At 52.3% G+C, this 18,080-nt stretch carries 11 protein-coding genes and 1 pseudogene; 3 read left to right on the forward strand and 9 right to left on the reverse strand.

Translation table 11 applies throughout. The features are described from left to right. The first annotated feature begins 256 nt into the window (after positions 1–256). A complete protein-coding gene (locus WKR14_RS06490) occupies positions 257–3,094 on the forward strand; it encodes a prolyl oligopeptidase family serine peptidase (protein ID WP_339087531.1) in 2,838 nt (945 codons plus the stop codon). 200 nt (positions 3,095–3,294) lie between these two features. Here WKR14_RS06490 and WKR14_RS06495 read toward each other — a convergent pair whose 3' ends face one another. The 7 genes and pseudogenes from WKR14_RS06495 to WKR14_RS06530 form a co-directional block, all read right to left on the reverse strand. Further along, on the reverse strand, positions 3,295–3,714 hold the full coding sequence (locus WKR14_RS06495) for a DUF3192 domain-containing protein (protein WP_224867984.1): 420 nt from the start codon (positions 3,712–3,714) through the stop codon (positions 3,295–3,297). A gap of 217 nt (positions 3,715–3,931) precedes the next feature. Beyond that, positions 3,932–4,117 (reverse strand): hypothetical protein, encoded by a 186-nt coding sequence (locus WKR14_RS06500; protein WP_234556180.1) that lies wholly within the window; start codon positions 4,115–4,117, stop codon positions 3,932–3,934. A gap of 202 nt (positions 4,118–4,319) precedes the next feature. Beyond that, positions 4,320–4,735: pseudogene (locus WKR14_RS21380) on the reverse strand (DUF3192 domain-containing protein). Positions 4,736–4,776: 41 nt separating this feature from the next. Next, positions 4,777–5,538 (reverse strand): flap endonuclease Xni, encoded by a 762-nt coding sequence (gene xni / locus WKR14_RS06515; RefSeq protein WP_101057572.1) that lies wholly within the window; start codon positions 5,536–5,538, stop codon positions 4,777–4,779. Next, positions 5,535–6,890, reverse strand: coding sequence for a nucleotide 5'-monophosphate nucleosidase PpnN (ppnN, locus tag WKR14_RS06520; protein ID WP_071239253.1), 1,356 nt, complete (start codon positions 6,888–6,890; stop codon positions 5,535–5,537). Before ppnN ends, xni begins: the two co-directional genes overlap by 4 nt. Before the next feature lie 35 nt (positions 6,891–6,925). Next, the gene (locus tag WKR14_RS06525; protein WP_101057573.1) at positions 6,926–8,482 is read right to left on the reverse strand and encodes a GGDEF domain-containing protein; all 1,557 of its coding nucleotides are present in this window, start codon (positions 8,480–8,482) and stop codon (positions 6,926–6,928) included. A gap of 159 nt (positions 8,483–8,641) precedes the next feature. After that, a complete protein-coding gene (locus WKR14_RS06530; protein WP_165564759.1) occupies positions 8,642–10,789 on the reverse strand; it encodes a tetratricopeptide repeat protein in 2,148 nt (715 codons plus the stop codon). A 128-nt stretch (positions 10,790–10,917) separates the two neighbouring features. Between WKR14_RS06530 and WKR14_RS06535 the strand changes: the two genes are divergently transcribed. Continuing rightward, positions 10,918–12,732 carry a M61 family metallopeptidase gene (locus WKR14_RS06535; RefSeq protein WP_101057576.1) on the forward strand — a complete coding sequence of 605 codons (1,815 nt, stop codon included), beginning with the start codon at positions 10,918–10,920 and terminating at the stop codon, positions 12,730–12,732. Positions 12,733–12,920: 188 nt separating this feature from the next. Here the strand turns inward: WKR14_RS06535 and rdgC are convergent, their stop codons facing one another. Further along, positions 12,921–13,832 (reverse strand): recombination-associated protein RdgC, encoded by a 912-nt coding sequence (rdgC, locus tag WKR14_RS06540; RefSeq protein WP_101095170.1) that lies wholly within the window; start codon positions 13,830–13,832, stop codon positions 12,921–12,923. Between the two features lie 292 nt (positions 13,833–14,124). On the opposite strand from rdgC, the gene WKR14_RS06545 reads away from it, so the two are divergent. Continuing rightward, positions 14,125–15,057 (forward strand): porin, encoded by a 933-nt coding sequence (locus tag WKR14_RS06545; RefSeq protein ID WP_039034397.1) that lies wholly within the window; start codon positions 14,125–14,127, stop codon positions 15,055–15,057. A 203-nt stretch (positions 15,058–15,260) separates the two neighbouring features. Here WKR14_RS06545 and mutS read toward each other — a convergent pair whose 3' ends face one another. Next, the gene (gene mutS / locus WKR14_RS06550; protein WP_404830129.1) at positions 15,261–17,819 is read right to left on the reverse strand and encodes a DNA mismatch repair protein MutS; all 2,559 of its coding nucleotides are present in this window, start codon (positions 17,817–17,819) and stop codon (positions 15,261–15,263) included. Positions 17,820–18,080 lie beyond the last annotated feature (261 nt).

An 18,080-nucleotide genomic window follows, 5' to 3' on the forward strand; every position in this document is an offset into this window, starting at 1 on the left:
GGAGAGGTCCTTCCACGGTTGGTCGTTACTGCTATTTATCAGACCATGTCATCGACACGGTTTTCGACTGAGGATCTTGTACTTTAGAACGCCGCTATTCTATACACTTTCAACGCGTTTTCACAGGGAATAGTGAGCAATATCACGCTTTTTTGTGTGGGTTAGCTTGCTAAAAAGCGGGTGCCTGACCATGATGGAACGCCAATAAAATAATAAAGTCTACTTTAGTCTAACAACAATGAAAAAGAGGACGATCTTGAAGTTAACGCCCTTAGCCTCGCTGCTGTTGCTGTCAGTCGGTTTCGCGACCACTGTCAGTGCCCAGAGCAGCCCCTCACTGACCCTCAAGGATATAATGCAGTTTGAGTCGATTACCGATCAGGTTCTCGACCCACAAGGCAAGGTGCTGGCCTACAGTGTCGCGCCGGATCGCGGCGACAGCCGTGGTGTGGTCAAGTCACTGGTCAATACCAAGGCTTATGATGTTGCTGGTGGTTCCAAGCCGCAGCTGTCAGCCGATGGCCGTTACACTGCCTTTACTCTGGCGCCTTCGCTGCTCGAATCGGAAAAGCTTGCTCCCAAGGCGCGCAAGAAGCTGAAAAAAGGCCTGTTGCTGCTGGATAACACCACAGGTGAGCAGCGCCGCTTTGAGCGGGTCAAGTCTTATGCCTTCAGCGAAGATGGCACTTTACTGGCTATCTGGTATGAGGCCGATGAAGAAAGCAAAGAGAGCGCAGAGGCAAACGGCATTGATGCCAAAGCAACCACTCAAGCATCCGCCTCTGAGGCTCCAGCAGCCAAAACGCCGAAACTGGATGCCGGCAGCAGTTTCGAGCTGTTGTCGCTGGCAAGCGGCAAGTCACAGCGTTTCGAGCATGTGACCGCCTGGCAACTGGCTTATAACGGCAGCGTACTGGCACTGGCGCAAAATGACAGTGCCAGTAATAGCCACAGCATCACTGTGCTTGATACCCGCAGCTTCGAACTCAAATCGGTCAGCAGCCAAGCCGACAAGCAGTTTGGTGCCCTGGCGCTGAGCCGTGACGGCCGCTATCTTGCCTATACCCGAGGAGATGCGGCGCTGGATGCGAATGAGCGCCCCTATGCCTTGTCTCTCTACGACAGAAAGTCGGGTAAACTGAGCCAGATATTGCCTAGCAAGGGCGACAGCAAGGGCTGGCTCATTAATCGCCATGCCAAGCTGAGCTTTTCGGCCGACGGTGAGCGGCTGTTCTTCGGCCGGGTGCCCGAGATAAGCAAGCAGCTGCAAATTCCCAAGGTGGAGCAGAGCAGCGACCTGTACGACACCGCGCTGGTCAGTGCCCAGCGGGATCTGCGCCTGTGGCACGGGGATGATCCGCTGATCAAGCCCAACGAAGTCAAACAGTATGAAAAAGAGCAGAGCCGCACTTATCTGGCTGTGCTGCACCTTGGTTCGCGCAACCTGGTGCAACTGGCCGACCGCAAGGTGCCGGACATTGAGCTGAGCGAACACAAGCGGGTGCTGCTGGGGAGCTCGGATATTCCCTATCGCAAGATGATCACCTGGGCCGGTTTCTACCGGGATTTTTACCTGGTGGATATCAATACCGGTCACAAGACCCGGATATTGACCCAACAGCCCAGCGGCAGTGCGCCAACCCTGTCACCGGCAGGTAAATACCTGGCCTTTTATCAGCAGGGCGGCATCTATCTCTATGATGTGGCCAGCGGTCGCAAACATAACCTCAGCAGTAAGCTCAAGGTCAGCTTCGCCGACGAAGATCATGATTATCCCTCTGCGGCGCCCGGCTATGGCTTCGGCCCCTGGCTCGAGGATGACTCAGGCCTGCTGGTTTACGACAAATACGATATCTGGCAGTTTGATACCCGCTCCCACGACGGCTTTATGCTGACAGGTGGCGAGGGCCGCAAGCAGCAGCAAAGTCTGCGTATCGAAGCTCTGGCTCAGCCAGACAAGGCTTATCCGGCCACAGTGGCGCGCAATCAGGCTGTGTTGCTGCAGGGTTATAGCCATAAGACCAAGGCCGACGGTTTTTACCGTGCGGTTATCGGCCGGGCTCAACTGACGCCGCTGCTTGCCAAAGACAACAAGCTGGCTGTGCTGGCCAGAGCCGACAAGGGTGATACCTTGCTGTTCAGTCAGGAGCGTTACGACAGCTATCCGGATCTCTACAGCTCGGCTTTGCTTGAGCCGGCCAAGGCGGTCAAACAAACCGACTTTGATGCCCAGCGCCGCAAACTGCCCTGGGGCAAGTCAGAGCTGGTGCACTGGCGCGACGGTGATGGCCGTGAAATGGACGGCGTGTTAATCAAGCCTGCCAACTATCAAAGTGGCAAGCGTTATCCTGTGTTGGTGTATTTCTACCGCTTTATGAGCGATCGCCTGCACGCCTTCCCGGACATGAAAATCAATCACAGGCCCAACTTTGCCTGGTATGCCGCCGATGATTACGCCATCTTCCTGCCGGATATCCGCTTTGAAGTCGGCTATCCCGGTATCAGTTCGGTCAAGGCGTTGACCGCCGGAGTGCAGAAGCTTATCGACATGGGGATTGCCGATCCGGATGCAGTGGGTATTCAGGGCCACTCCTGGGGCGGTTACCAGACTGCCTTTGCCGTGACCCAGACCAATATCTTCAAGGCTGCAGTCAGCGGTGCGCCGGTCAGCAATATGACCAGTGCCTACAGCGGCATACGTCACGGTACCGGCCTTGCCCGTCAGTTCCAGTATGAAACCGGCCAGAGCCGTATCGGTGAAAGGCTGATGCGCGCGCCGCAGAAATACATAGAAAACTCCCCTGTGTTCTATGTCGACCGTATTCAAACGCCGATGATGATCATGTTCGGTGACAAAGACGATGCCGTGCCTTGGGAGCAAGGGGTTGAACTGTACCTGGCAATGCGCCGCGCCGGAAAAGATGTGGTCTTGCTGCAGTATCAGGACGAGCCGCACCATCTGAAGAAGTATCCCAACAAGCTGGATTACAGTGTGCGGATGAAAGACTGGTTTGATCATTACCTCAAGGGTGCCAAGGCCCCCGAGTGGCTTGAAAAGGGCGAAGCTTATCGCGAGCCCAAGGCGGAAGACTGAACTTTCTTGCTGGCAAAATAACTCACAGAGGCGGCCCAATTGGTCGCCTCTTTTTTCTGTTTATAGGGTAGGGGCAGGTGATGTGGAGGGGGGATTCTTCAGTCGGCTCTGGAAAAGATCTCAGTCTTGTTTGAGCGTTCTGAGACATCCCCATAGATTTTCATTGGTTGTCCGTTCCTTAAACTGCGAGTTTTCTGTTGTTATTCGGGTTGAGCTGGGGCCTTGGGTAGCACTTGCTGCGGCGAATGTTGCTGCAGATATTGCTGGTAAGTGTCTTCGCCCCAGGCCAGCAGTTGCCCATCTTCGAATAGCAGTGGGGTGCATTCATCTTTGGTGGTCTTGCCGTCTGATTTACTGTGATGGGTGCGATAGAAGAGCACCTGCAGCGAGCGCCCCTCTGTTTGCTTGGCTTCGCTGAAGTCGGCTCTGCCCAGGGTTTGGGTGACGTCTGCCAGTGTTTGCCCCAGTTGCAGCTCTGAAATCATAGACTGGTTATAGGCTTGCCTGTCTTCCCAGCTCATGTCTTCCGGCTTGGGTTCGTAGAAGAGAATGACCACGGCAACAAAGGCCAGGTAGGCGAGAAAGATGCTGCCGATAACTACAGGTGCCTTACTTTTCATGTTGTTATTCCGTTTTATTGCTCAACCTGGGTTTACTCAAGAGCAAGACAGCTCACTCTGTATTGAGTGGTATAAGATACTCGCGACAGCATCAATGTAAACAGTGCGTTTGTAATATGTTTTGTTTGTGGGTGTCTTCTTTAGATTGATTCTTTAGATTGAAAATAGGCATAGAGCACTTCATCAAGGCTATCCAGTTCGTCTCTTGTACCTATGTCTATCTCGGCATACAGTTCTTCATCCGGCTTGTAGGATTTTCAATACGCTCAACCCCGAAAGGCCCCATCGAGGAGAGTATGTTGACGAAAGGTTCAGCGAAGAATAGGCGAGTGCACTGGGCAAAATCCACCACCAGATCCAGCCCCAATTCTACCGGGCGTTGGAGCGTGTTGGCTTTTATCAACCAGTTCAGTTCCAGATAAAATTGGCGGCGGTGGAAAATCAGCTAGTCATTCATATTTGTTTACTCCATTAAACTGTTTTGCCGGGAATGCAGCATCTCAGTTGGAAGAGAGTTTTTAAATAACGAACAGCCAGTAAGGCTGCGCCATAGGTTTGGGCGCTTAAGAGCGTTTGCACTCAAGCCGATATTTGAGCTCGGTTCGCTATTTCTGTGTCTGTTTGGGGTTGGTCTGCAGGGGCTGTATATGTTGCTGCAGATATTGCTGGTAAGTGTCTTCCCCCCAGGCTTGGAGTCGGCCATCTTTAAACAAGAGTGGGGTGCACTCGTCTTTGGTGGTCTTGCCGTCTGATTTGACATGCTGGGTGCGGTAGAAGAGCACTTGCAGCGACTGACCATGGGTTTGTATGGCTTCGCTGAAATCGGCTCTGCCCAGGGTTTCAATAGTTTGTTCCAGTGTCTGCCCAGTTGTAATTCAGTGACTTTGGACAGGTTATAGGCTTGCCTGTCTTCCCAGCTCATCTCTTCCGGCTTGGGCTCATAGAAGAGGATGACCACGGCAATAAAGAGCAGATAGGCGACAAAGATGCTGCCGATAATCACAGGGGCCTTACCTTTCATGCTGGTTTTCCATTTTTTGCTTAAGTTGAGCTCTTGGAGCCTTAGCTTTCTTTGACTCTATACTGGCTTAAGCGAATATTGAGTTCGAGATCTGTGCGCAGTTTTGCCAATCGATAGCTGAGGCGCGCCATCTCCTTGCCTTCGGTTAGCTTTTTGGCTTGCTTTGCGCCCAGAGTATCGAGTGCATTGTAGACATTGGCCAGGGTGCGAAAGCTTCTGAGCAGTTCACCGGCCGTCTTGGGACCAATTCCCTGGATGCCGGGGATCTTGTTACCGCTATCGCCGCTGAGGGCCATAAAGTCCAGCAACTGGCTCTGCTCTATGCCGAGTTTCTGCTCCAGTGCGGCAATATCCATGGCGGCGCCATTGAAGTGATCCCATAGCAGTAAACGCGGTAACCTCAATTGGCAAAAGCCCTTGTCGGTAGAGACGATAATCGCTTCACCACCGCGCAAGCACAATTTGCTGGCCAAGGTGGCGATAACATCATCGGCTTCCGATAGCGCATTGATGGAGCCTATCCCAGCTTCGGTCAGAGCTTGTTTCAGCGCCGGTAGGCCATCGGCCAAGGCCTGGGGCATAGGTTTGCGGCCTTTTTTGTAATCCGGATACAGGCGTTTTCGCCAGGACTCTTCATCGCCGTCCCAGACAATGGCCACATGGGTGGGACTGTGCTGGCGAATAAGCTTCTGGCAGGCATTGCGGCTGCGCTCGGTCAGCCCTTGCATGTCGGCTTCATCCGGCTGCGCCGCATGCAGGCGGCGCACCAGATTCATACCATCAATAATCAGCAGTCGGTTCATTTCATTATTTGATAGCAGGGCACATAGGCGGTGCCAGGTAACTTCATTCTTTGTTGGCTGACAAAGGCGCCCAATAGTTTATCCATCAAGGCCATCAGCTCGGGATCGCCTTTGAGCTTGAATGGACCATGACGCTCGATGTTTTTCATGGTTTCCGCCTTGACGTTGCCCGCGACTATGCCGGAAAACGCCTTGCGTAAGTTGGCCGCCAGCTCAGCCTTGTTGCTCTGGAAGTGCAGGTTGAGGTTTTCCATCACTTCATGGGTGGGCACAAAGGGCAACTGGAATTCCGGCTCTATTTTGAGGCTCCATTGGTATTGGTAGGCATCACCGGTTTGCTTGCGGTGACGTTTAACCTCTTCCATCCCGGCACGCATGATACGCGCCACCTGGGGCGCGTCGTCTATGATAATTTGGTATTTCTGCTGCGCCTGCTCGCCCAGCGTCGCGCCGATAAAGGCATCGATTTCGCGGAAGTAGGCTTCGCTTTCTCTGGGGCCGGATAGCACCAGCGGGAAAGGAATATCGGCATTTTCGCGGTTGAGCAAAATACCAAGTAGGTAGAGCAGCTCTTCGGCGGTGCCGGCGCCGCCTGGGAAGATAACTATGCCGTGCCCCAGGCGCACAAAGGCCTCCAGGCGTTTTTCAATATCCGGCAGAATCACCAGTTCATTGACTATCTGGTTGGGCGGCTCGGCGGCGATAATGCTCGGCTCGGTCAGGCCTATGTAACGGGCGTTATGAATACGCTGCTTGGCGTGGCCGATTGCGGCGCCCTTCATTGGTCCCTTCATGGCACCCGGGCCGCAGCCGGTACAGATATCCAGCATTCTCAGCCCCAACTGGTAGCCCACCTCTTTGGTGTATTTGTATTCGGTATCGTTTATCGAGTGGCCGCCCCAGCAGACCACTACATTGGGATCCTGCATCGGGGTAATGGCTCTGGCGTTTCTCAGAATGTCGAACACCACGTTGGTGATGTGGCTGGCATTGGTGAGGTTGATGTGTTTTAGACCATCGTATTTGTTGCTGACATAGATGATGTCCCTGAGCACGGCAAACAGGTGCTCCTGAATGCCGACTATGATCTGCTCATCGACAAAGGCACTGGCCGGCGGGTTGACCAGCTCCAATTTGATACCACGCTCCCGGCGCAGCACATTGATTTCAAAGTCCTGGAATTGTTCAAACAGTTCTTTGGCATTATCAGTCTGCTGCCCCGAGGCCAAAACGGCTAAAGAGCAGTTGCGGTAGAGTTGGTAAAGGTCACTCTTGGCACTTTGTTTGAGGCGGTCGGCCTCCAGTTGCGACAGTTGGTCCATACTGCCGCGGGGACTGATCCTGACTATCATGACGACTCCTTGAGCTGAAACCGGAGTCATTGCTGTCAATCTATAATGACTCTGTCACGGCTTTCATGTTTGGCTTTGTAGAGGGCCGCATCGGCACGTTCGAAGGTTTCCTGGATGTGTTCGCCATCCAATATCTGCGCGGCCCCTATGGATACTGTAACTGTAATACGCTGATTTTTAAATTTAAAAGGAATATTTTTAATTTTTTCGCGCACCCTGTTCAATAGTTGTTCTATATCCTTGGGGGAAACATCCGGAATGATGAGAACAAACTCTTCCCCGCCGTAGCGGGCGACAAATTCTGTGTCACGCAGGGAGTTCTTCAATGCCATGGCGATAACCTGCAGTGTCTTGTCACCTGTGGTATGACCAAAGCTGTCGTTGATGGATTTGAAGTGATCTATGTCGGCTACCGCCAGCCACAGGGGCTGTTTATTGCGTTGGAAGTGGCGGTATTCCTGCTCCATCCGCTCCTCCATGGCCGCACGGTTGGGCAGCTGGGTGAGGGTATCTAGCATATTGAGCTTTTGCTGTTCAAACAGTCTTTCTTTATAGGTGGTGGCTTCGCTGGAGAGATCATTCAGTTCTTTGCGCATAGTCTCTATCGACTTACGCAGCAAGGCTTGCTCTCTCTGCTCCAGCGCTTCTTTACGGGCAAGGCTGGCACGAATGGTGGCCAGTTGTTCGCTGATCTGCTGTTTTAGTTCGGTGATGTCGTCAATATCCACCAGTGACGCACCAACATTGTCTACCTGGGCGTTGAGCTCGCGATTCAATTGGCTCTTGAGCTGATGGCTGCGCTGGGACTGATTGTATGAATCGCTGACCACTTCCCGTACGGCACTCAGGGCATCGTTGAGGGCAAACAGAAACTCCTGCGAGGCGGTTTTTTCGCGGGCAATGTTGTCCAGCAGCAGCGAGAGTATGGTTTGATAGGCTTCCAGCAGAGCCTCGACATCTATCTCGGTCGAGGCCAACAGCTCTTTGATCACCAATACCTGATCACGCTGATCTTTGCGAAACTCTATATTGGATATCATCTGCGCCAGTTCATGGCCAAGCTGCCTGTGTTTAGGCAAGATAGCAATGGGAGATTCAGATTCAAATTGGCTTTCGAGCAGCTGTTCATAAAAGCCCACCAGTTGCTCGACCTTGGGAATATAGTCCCAGACGGTATGAAAAGGTTTGCCCAGCTCCTGCTTGAAATAGCTGACCTCTTTCTTGAGGCGTTCGGGCATGGAGTCGACTCGTTGCAATTGGCGGCTGAATTTGCTCAGGCTGGAGCGGCCCTCTTCGAGTTGGCCCATCACATGATGGTACTGTCCCTTGAGTAGACGTTCGACATCGACCAGATCCGGCAGGACATCATCAATACGTTCATAGGTTCCCAGGTTATGTCTAAGCTTGGCCAGTTTGTTGTCAAGCTCCAGACTTTGTCCCTTACAGGCCAGACTGAGATGACCAATAAATTGCAGTAACGCCTGCAGTTTGGCATTTCTGTCTTCATTCATTTCATCCAACGCGGCTTTGGTAGAGTGCAATTTCTGTTTCAGTACACCCAGTTGCGACACCGTTGCGTTTGAGTCCTTCATTCCTGTTATTTTCCTTCGATGCGCGATCGAATCAATCGTCGGGTCATGAGAGGCTTGATTTCTTATGACGCCGGTTCCAGACACTTCTAAATGGTATCGCAATCCGGCCGGAGTGCAAATCTGCCATCTAGTTGTTGAGACAAAGTTTTGTCGTTTAGATCAAATTATTGACACATGTTCGCTTCTGGACGGTTGGAGTACCTCCGGCCAGTGGATCTTATCTTTCTCACCATTGGTTTCTACTCTTATCAGGCCACGGATAATGCTCTTTTGCAGTTGCAGATAGAGCGGAGCTGAGAAGATGGCGGCTGGCGTGAAGTCCAGAGTACTGAAACCGACATAGCTACCTTGGTTATTCTGCAAACTGATGGCACCGGCAAGGGCTAGCTGTGCAGTTTCAACCAGGGTTTCAGGTGACAATTTAACATCCGGGTTAGCCAATAATGGCAGCGGAATATACCCCAGGGCCAATTTGGGGGCCAGCCCCTGGAATTGCCAGTCGCTAAGTTGACGGTAAAGCTGTGCCGGTCTGGTTTCTTCGGTAAGAGTCAGGGCAAATAGGCCGGGTCTGAGCAGAAATACCTTGGCACCTGTGATAGCGGCAATATCTTCAGCCAGTTGCGCGAGTCTTGGCGCCGCCAGGCTGTTGCCCAAGGTGAGGTCGCTGTTGAGCTCATCCTCCAAAGACAGTAGCGCCAGCCCCTTGGTTTTGCTTGAAACACTGCCAAGTAGGGCGCGATAGCCCGGCAGGCTAGTTATGGGTTCCTGCTGCATTTTCGTTTTCTGGGCCAGATTGATTTTTGCCATACGTTTACGCAATTTATATTGCTGCGTCGCCAGTGCCAGTAACAGCAAGCTGAGCCCCAGGGTTATCGCCAGTAAAATATTACGGGTATGCAGTGAATCTTGTTGTTGCAGCTTTTCCTGCCTGAGTTGACTCACTTCCAACTTCAACTTTTGTTCTGTGACAGCAGAGGAGCTGACATTCGAGTTGGTATTGCGTTCTTGTTCCAGCAGCTCTTGTTGTAGTTGGAAGCTTTGCTCCTGAGAGAGCAGCGCCTGTTGATATTGTCCCTGGGCCTTGTAAGCATGAGTTTGATAACCAAGGGCTTCGATCTGCTCTTGTGGCAATTCCAATAACTTGGCCAGTCGCAGTGCTTCTGTGGCGTGTTGCATGGTTAAAGGCCAATCCTCCATGGCCTGGCTCACCTCAGCTATCAACATCTCATTATAAACCAGGTAATGATTGCTCTTCCTGTCTTTGAATATTGCGTTGGCCTGAAACAGGTAATCGAGGGCGACCTGATGGTCGTTCAAATTGAAGTAAGCTTCCCCAAGGTTGTGGAAGTTTAACCCTTGGGCGATAAAGTTTTTCAGCTCGGCATCAAGCTGCTGGGCATTGAGGTAGTAGTCTATTGCTTTATTCCACTCGCCTGTGTTGGCATATACCATGGCAATAACTGTCATGGTATGGGAGAGAAACGAGCCTGAACCCATGGATTTGTAAGCATCGGCTGCTCCGTGGGCAAACTCCAGCGCTTCGTCCCACTGCTCCATATCCCGATAGAGCTTGGCCAGATTCAACTGCAGCAGTGCCTTTTGATTGGGGTGGTTATAACGGCTGGCCAAGCGGAAGGCCTCGGTGTAGTGCTGCAGCGATTTGGTCTGCTGATCGTTCACATTATAGTATTTGCCCAACGCCGCCTCGGCATTGGCTATCAGGTAATCATTTCGTAGTTGGTAGGCGGTATCTCTGAGCAGGTTGTAGGCGTTCAGAGAGGGAATAGGTTGTTTGGCTATCAGGTTGACTGTACCCAGATCTTCATAGATGACATACCTGAGCAGTTGACTGCGTTTATCTTCTGCTTCGCCCAATTGTTCGAGTGCTTGTTGGTTGAGGGCAACAGTTTGTTGATATTGTTGATCAACCCGACCAAGATAACGACCTTCCAAGTTATAGAGAGCAGCTTTTTCATAGTCGCTGCGGGCAATTATCTTTAATAGTTCAATGATTTCCAGTGCCTGTTCCAGCCGGCCGGGAACCAGCACTTGAGCATCCAGATCCAGCCGTGCCAACAGGATAAGCTGGTTTATCAATTGTCCCGATGTGTAGCCCAATTCAGATGCGCTGGCCTGAAACTCTTTAAGAGAAAGATATCGCAGTGATTTTGGCGTTGAACTGACCACAGTGCTATGGAGTTGCCTGGGCTGCTCTCTGAAATTTATCTCTATATCATCCAGTTCATCGGCCTGCGTCGTGCCTATAAGCAGCATGGATGCGATGAAGATAACCCTGAAAAAGTACATATATTTGCCTTTGTCCCTTTCTTTGGGGACTTAATTGTTAGCTTTTATTAGCAGCGGGTGAGGTGAACTCCCCGAATTGTTATACTCGGCCGATTTTATAACAACAATGACATAAGAAGGAATTACGAGTGAAATCCGCTGTTTTGTCAATCATATCTTACTCTTCCCTACTGACAACACTGGGCTGGACATCTTCAGCTTTGGCTGACATTGATTATCAGATAAATCTGAAAAGTCCCGAACATCATTTGGCTCAGGTTAATGTTACTTTCCCGCAACATTCCGGGCAACAGCTCAAGGTTAATCTGCCGCTTTGGCGTACCGGCAAGTATCAGGTATTACCGCTGGCGGATGGGGTTCGACGTTTTCATGCCACGGACGAGCAGGGCAATAGCCTGCCTTGGAAGCGCAGCGCCAGCGGTGAATGGACTGTGGCTTTATCCAAGCCGACAGCGGTCACCGTCAGCTATCAGCTCTACGCCAACGAGTTGGGGCAAAGGGTCAGGCATATTGATGCCAGTCATGCGTTTCTGGATGCCAGCGGCGTCTTCATGTACAGCCCTGAGTTTCGTCAGGAGCCAGTCAAGGTAACACTGGATGTGCCGAGTGATTGGCGCAGTTACTCGGGGATGGCCGCGGGTGATAAGCCCCATTCGTTTGTGGCCGCCAACTATGATGTGTTGGTCGACTCGCCGATTGAAACCGGGCTCAGCCAGCATCGCGCCTTCAAGGCCGACGGCAAGCAGTATGAGTTGGTGGTTTGGGGCGAGGGCAACTACGATCTGGAGCAGATAGAGGAAGACCTCGGTAAGTTGTCCGCTACGGCGGTGGCCATTTGGGATGACTATCCCTTTGAGCGTTATGTTTATATGGTGCACGCCACCTCGGGGGCCCGCGGCGCCACCGAGCATTTGAACTCAACCATTATCCAACTGCCCAGATTCAACTTCCGTGAGCGTCAGGATTATCTGCGTTTTATCAGCACGGCTTCCCATGAGTTTATTCATACCTGGAACGTCAAGGCCTATCGCCCGGAGGGACTGGTGCCTTATGACTATCAGCAGGAGAATATGACTGAGCTTTTATGGATGGCGGAAGGCTCTACCAGCTATTTTCAAAACCAGTTGTTGCTGCGTGCCGGGATCATGACGCCGAAAGAGTTTATGGAGGACCTGGCCAAACGGGTCAATGCCAATCAGCATAAGCCGGGGCGGGAAATTCAGTCGGTGGCCGAAGCCAGCGCCGGTCAATGGGTCAGTACCGGCGGTGATTACGCCATTAACCACAGTGTGAATATCTACTCCGAAGGTTATCTGACTTCGCTGGCGCTGGATTTTTCACTGCTGCAGGACACAGCCCAAGAGGTGTCTTACCGGGATGTGCACCGGAGTCTTTATCGTGAACACAAGGTCCCCAAGGGATACAATGTCACGGATGTGAAACGTATTTTGAAAAACTTATCCGGCAAGGACTATGAGTCTTGGTGGCAAAGCCATGTCAATGCCCCCTTGGTGCTGGACTTTGACAAACTGCTGAGCCAGGCAGGGCTTAAGACCGCCTACGGCAAAGACAGTAAGGAGCAAGCCTTTGCCGGTATGACACTCACTTCCGGCTCTTTGGTGTTGCAAAGTGTTGAGCGTGGTGGCCCGGCTTGGCAGGCGGGCATAGTCGCCGGCGATCAGTTGCTGGCTATCAATGGTTTGAAAGTCAGCGCCGAAGGTTATGGCAAACGTTTGGCTGACTTTAAGGCGGGTGATGAGTTGAGAGTGACCCTGTTCCACGACGATAAGCTCATAGAGCGGCGCGTGACTCTGGCCTCAGAGCAATCCGGCAAGCTGCAAATTAAGCCTAAGGAAAGTGTCAGCCGCGCCCAGAAAGCCTTCTTCAAGGCCTGGCTTGGCATAGACTGGCCGTTTGACGCTCAGGGTAACTATAAGTCCTGAGTCTGATTATCCAGAAAACGCCGGCGCATCTTCACTTGCGCCGGCGTTTTTTATGGCGGTTATTTTATCTCAGCGTAGGGGACTTCTGCCCGGGAGCTTGCAGACAGAAGCCGAGGCAGACTCAAATGCCGTTCACACTAAGTGAACGGCATTACGCCATCAGGCGCCTTTTTACTTGGATATAGCGATTACAGGCTGTCTTCAACGCCGCCCAGGGCGTCGACCAGTGCCAGCATCAGTGCGACCAGTTCGCTGCTCATCAGCTCAAAGTCGGCGTCCAGTTTGGCCAGCGGATCCTCACCGGCAACATCATCGGTGGCGGCGCGGAACTCTTCCGAGAACTTGAGGCGACGCAGTCCGGCATCGGATTGCAGCACAAAGGCGATAGACTGACCGAAGTGCAGTGCCAGTTTATGCACCTGCTTGCCGGTTTCCAGGTGAGCCAGTACTTCTTCTTCGCTCAGATCCTGCTGCTTGAAGCGCACGGTTGCACCATCATCGGCGGCAGACTTGAGCTCGGCTTCATCCTGAATGGTGAAGGGGGCTGGGGCGTTACCTTGCTTGAGCCATTCGGTCATTTGCACTTCAATCGGTGTCTTGGTGCTCATTGGCACCACAGGCAGGCTGCCGAGCGCCTTACGCAGCAAGGCCAGCAGTTCTTCGGCCTTGGCGGCGCTGGAGCTGTCTACCAGGATCAGTTGCTCATCCAGCAGCAACAGAGCCTTGATTTGGCTGCGACGGGAGAAAGCTCTTGGCAACAGAGTGGTGGTGATTTCATCCTTGAGCGCATCTTTCTCTTTCTTGGTCAGCTTGCGGTTTTCTTCCTCTTCCAGCAGCGACACCTTTTCTTCCAGCGCTTCCTTGATGACCTGGGAAGGCAGCAGCTTCTCCTCTTTGGTGGCACAGATTAGGTGACGGTTGTTGGCGCTGTGAACCAGGGTGTGCCCCAGTTTGCCCAAAGCCTTGGAAAAACCGAACTTGCTGATGTCCTGACTGGAGCAGGGAGAAAAGGTGAAACCCTCAAGGGCAGTCTCCAGTGCCTCTATATCGGTAGAAAATGGTTTGTTGAAACGATATACGGTGAGATTTTTAAACCACATGACAGGCGCTCTTTGAAAAATAAAGCCGCAGTGTAAGGCATGAAATCCTCAAGGTAAACCCGCCCCGTTAGCACAGATTTTTCAACCCGGGAAAGATTTAACCAAAATGTCATATGGTGTATTGCTTGTCGCTAGCCCGCGTGGTTAAGGGCTTTTGCCTTTTTTAAGGAGACTCTAAAGGCATAATGAATCTGGCAGGTTAAAAGATGAAATAAAACTGCAACAGACTCGTTGCACACTTTCGCTCGTTCCAAACCAATAACCAAGACGAAGAGAACGTCGAAAGGAATTAATGATGAATGCATTTTGCAAAACACTACTCGCTTCAGCCATAGCTTCAGTCTCTCTGGCCTCTGCCCACGCTGCCGAGCCGCTGACCGTTTACGGCAAGTTGAATGTTACTGTTCAGTCAAATGACGAAGCTGCTGCTGACGATTCTGAAACCGCGGTTCAAAGCAATGCCTCTCGTTTTGGCGTGAAAGGCGAATTCGATCTGGGTAACGATCTGGCTGCATTCTACACAGTGGAATATGAGGTAGATACAGGTAATGATGCCAAAGATAACTTTTTGGCTCGTAACCAGTTTGTTGGTTTGAAGGGTAACTTCGGTGCTGTCTCTGTGGGTCGCAATGACACCATGTTGAAAGTCGCTCAAGGTAAAGTTGACCAGTTCAACGACCTGTCTGGTGACCTCAAGAGTCTGTTCAAAGGGGAAAACCGTATTGAACAAACTGTAACTTACCTGTCACCTTCATTCGGTGGTTTCAAAGTTGGTGCCACTTATGCTGCGGAAGCTGCCAAGTCACAGGGTGGTGAAGATGGGTTCTCTATTGCTGCCATGTACGGTGACAAGGATCTGAAAAAGAGCGCAGTATTCGCCTCTGTTGCCTATGACTCAGAAGTTAAAGGCTATGATGTCCTGCGTGCTACAGTGCAGGCCAAGTTGGCCAACTTCGTTCTGGGTGGTATGTTCCAGCAGGAAGAGAAGTCTGTCGATGGTGACAGCAAGAACGGTTACCTGCTGAGCGCGGCGTACAAGATTGATGCGGTGACTCTGAAAGGTCAGTGGCAGGATATGGAAGACAAGGGTGATTCCTGGTCTATCGGTGCTGACTACAAGCTGGGTAAGCCGACCAAGCTGTTTGCCTTCTACACAAATCGCTCCATGGAAAATGTGGATGATGATGACAAGTACATAGGTGTTGGTCTGGAGCACAAGTTCTAAGTCAGGCCCTGATGCATTGAAGGAGAACCTGGGCTAAGTGCTGAGCATTTAAACCAGGATCTTATGAAAAAGCTGAAAATCCGATGACCAATGTCATCGGATTTTCTATTTCACGAAGCAGCCTTCATATCAACCGCGCAACAGGCACATTTGCTCGGTGAAATCGTTGTTTCAAGTTGAGCTGAAAACTGAAATTCAAAGGTTTAGTTTGCCAACGCCTTGAGTTTATAGATTAGGTCCAGCGCCTCTCTTGGGCTGAGTTCATCCGGGTTCAGCCTGCCAAGCAGAAGTTCAAGCTCAGATGGCGGTGTTTCCAGTTGCAGTGTGGCCTGCGCCTGAACATGGGGGGCCTGACCGTGATCGCGACTTTCAAGTTGCTGCAGTTTCAATTTGGCGGCCTTGATCACCGAGGCCGGAACACCAGCCAGTGAAGCAACCTGCAAACCATAGCTCTTGCTGGCGGCCCCCTCCTGCACTGCGTGCATAAAGACTATGCTGTCGCCATGCTCCATGGCATCCAGATGCACATTGGCAACCTGGGGCATCAATTCTGCCAACTGAGTCAGCTCGAAATAATGGGTGGCAAACAGTGTCATGGCGCCGAGTCGCTGGGCCAAATACTCTGCCGCCGACCAGGCCAGTGACAAGCCGTCATAGGTTGAGGTGCCACGGCCAATCTCATCCATTAGCACCAGGCTCTCTGCGGTCGCATTGTGGAGAATATTGGCCGTTTCTGTCATTTCCACCATAAAGGTGGAGCGGCCCGAGGCCAGATCGTCCGAGGCGCCGATACGGGTGAAGATCCTGTCAACAGGCCCCAGAATCGCCTTATCTGCCGGCACAAAACTGCCGATATGCGCCATCAGGGTGATCAGCGCCACCTGACGCATGTAAGTGGACTTACCGCCCATATTGGGGCCTGTGACCACCAACATTTTACGCTCAGGGCTAAGGGTTACCGGGTTGGCGATAAAGGGAGCCTGGCTGACTCGCTCAACCACTGGGTGACGCCCGGCTTCAATATGTATGCCCGGCTTATCGCTCAACTCAGGTTGGTGGTAGTTGAGGCTGTCGGCCCGCTCGGCAAAGTTGCTCAGTACATCTAACTCGGCCGCCGCCATGGCAAAGGCCTGCAGTTCGCTGAGCTTGGGTAGCAAGAGATCGAACAGTTCGTCCCAAAGCTGTTTTTCCAGTGCCAGCGCCTTGCCCTGACTGGAAAGCACTTTCTCTTCATACTCTTTCAGCTCGGGGATGATATAGCGCTCGGTGTTTTTCAATGTCTGGCGTCTTTGATAGCTCAGGGGCACCAGTGCCGATTGTCCACGGGAAACTTCAATATAGTAGCCGTGTACCCGGTTGAAACCGACTTTCAGGGTGGCTATTCCAGTTTGTTCTTTTTCCCTGACTTCCAACTGTTGCAGATAGTCACTGGCGCCTTCACTGAGACGGCGCCATTCATCCAGTTCGGCATGATAACCATCGCGGATCACGCCGCCATCACGAATGAGTACCGGCGGGTTGTCGACAATCGCCCGCTCCAGCAGCGCGAGCTCTTCAGGGAATTCACTGAGCTGGCGTTTCAAACGGCCAAGCTCGGGGCTTTGGGTGTTTGCCAATAGTTGCTGTAGTTGCGGCAACAGCGCCAGCGCTTGTCGCAGACGGGCAAAGTCTCTAGGGCGGGCGCTTCTCAGGGCCAGGCGCGCCATGATCCGCTCCACATCACCAAGCGCCTTGAGGTCGTCATGTAACGGTTCGAACAGGCCGCTGGCAATCAACTCTGCCACCGCGGTTTGCCGCAGGCCTATCTGTTGATGATCCCTGAGTGGCTGATGGATCCAGCGCTGTAACATCCTGCTGCCCATGGGGGTAGCGGTTGCGTCCAGCACAGAAGCCAGAGTATTGTCCCGGCCACCGGCAAGATTCACTGTCAGTTCCAGATTCCGCCGGGTGGCGGCATCCAACACTATGCTGTCGCTCTGATTAAAGCGGGTAATGGCATTGATATGGGGCAGGGCGGTGCGCTGGGTATCTTTGACATACTGCATCAGGCAGCCGGCGGCCTGCAGTGACAGCCTGGCGTCTGTTATGCCAAAACCACGCAGATCTTTGGTGCCGAATTGATCCAGCAACAATCGCATGCTGGTATCCAAGTCAAACTCCCACTCGGGACGACGGCGTTTGCCCTTGATGCCGGCAATCAGGCTTTGTTGGGAAAAGTCTTCGCTGTAGAGCAGCTCGGCCGGTTTGGTGCGTTGCAGCTCTGCCTCCAATGATTCAAGGGTGGCCAGCTCGGCAATCACAAAACGGCCGGAGGCAACATCCAAGGTGGCGTAGCCAAAACCGTTCTTGCCTTCGTAGACGGCGGCCAGCAAGTTATCCTGACGTTCTTGCAGCAGCGCTTCATCGGTGAGGGTTCCGGGAGTCACTATGCGCACCACTTTGCGCTCGACCGGCCCTTTGGACGTGGCCGGGTCACCAATCTGCTCACAGATGGCAACCGACTCACCGAGCTGCACCAGCTTGGCGAGATAACCTTCCACCGCATGATAGGGAATACCCGCCATAGGAATAGGATCGCCGCCACTCTTGCCCCTGGCCGTCAGTGAAATACCCAAGAGCTCGGAGGCCTTTTTGGCATCATCGTAAAACAGCTCGTAAAAGTCCCCCATGCGATAAAACAGCAGCATTTCGGCATGCTGCGCCTTCATCGATAGATACTGGCGCATCATAGGGGTGTGTTTTTCCAAATCCGGGTTATCCATAGGCGTAATCACTGCATTCATGGGAGCTTTCAGATATTTCCTTGACTGTGTTTCCAAGAGCGGTTGCCCTTTTTCAATGGCGCCAATAGTATCAGTTATTCATCACTGAGCCAGTCGTGGGCGGGGAAATTTTACGCCTTCGGTTACAAGTGATTGATCAGCAAGCGGCCTTTAAATAAATTATCGCCAGCACTTGATACTGTATGATTGTACAGTATACTAGGTGGCAGATTGGTATTTAGCCCAAAGCTCTGGATAAAG

Source organism: Shewanella chilikensis, assembly GCF_037953065.1.
GTDB classification, from domain to species: domain Bacteria; phylum Pseudomonadota; class Gammaproteobacteria; order Enterobacterales; family Shewanellaceae; genus Shewanella; species Shewanella chilikensis.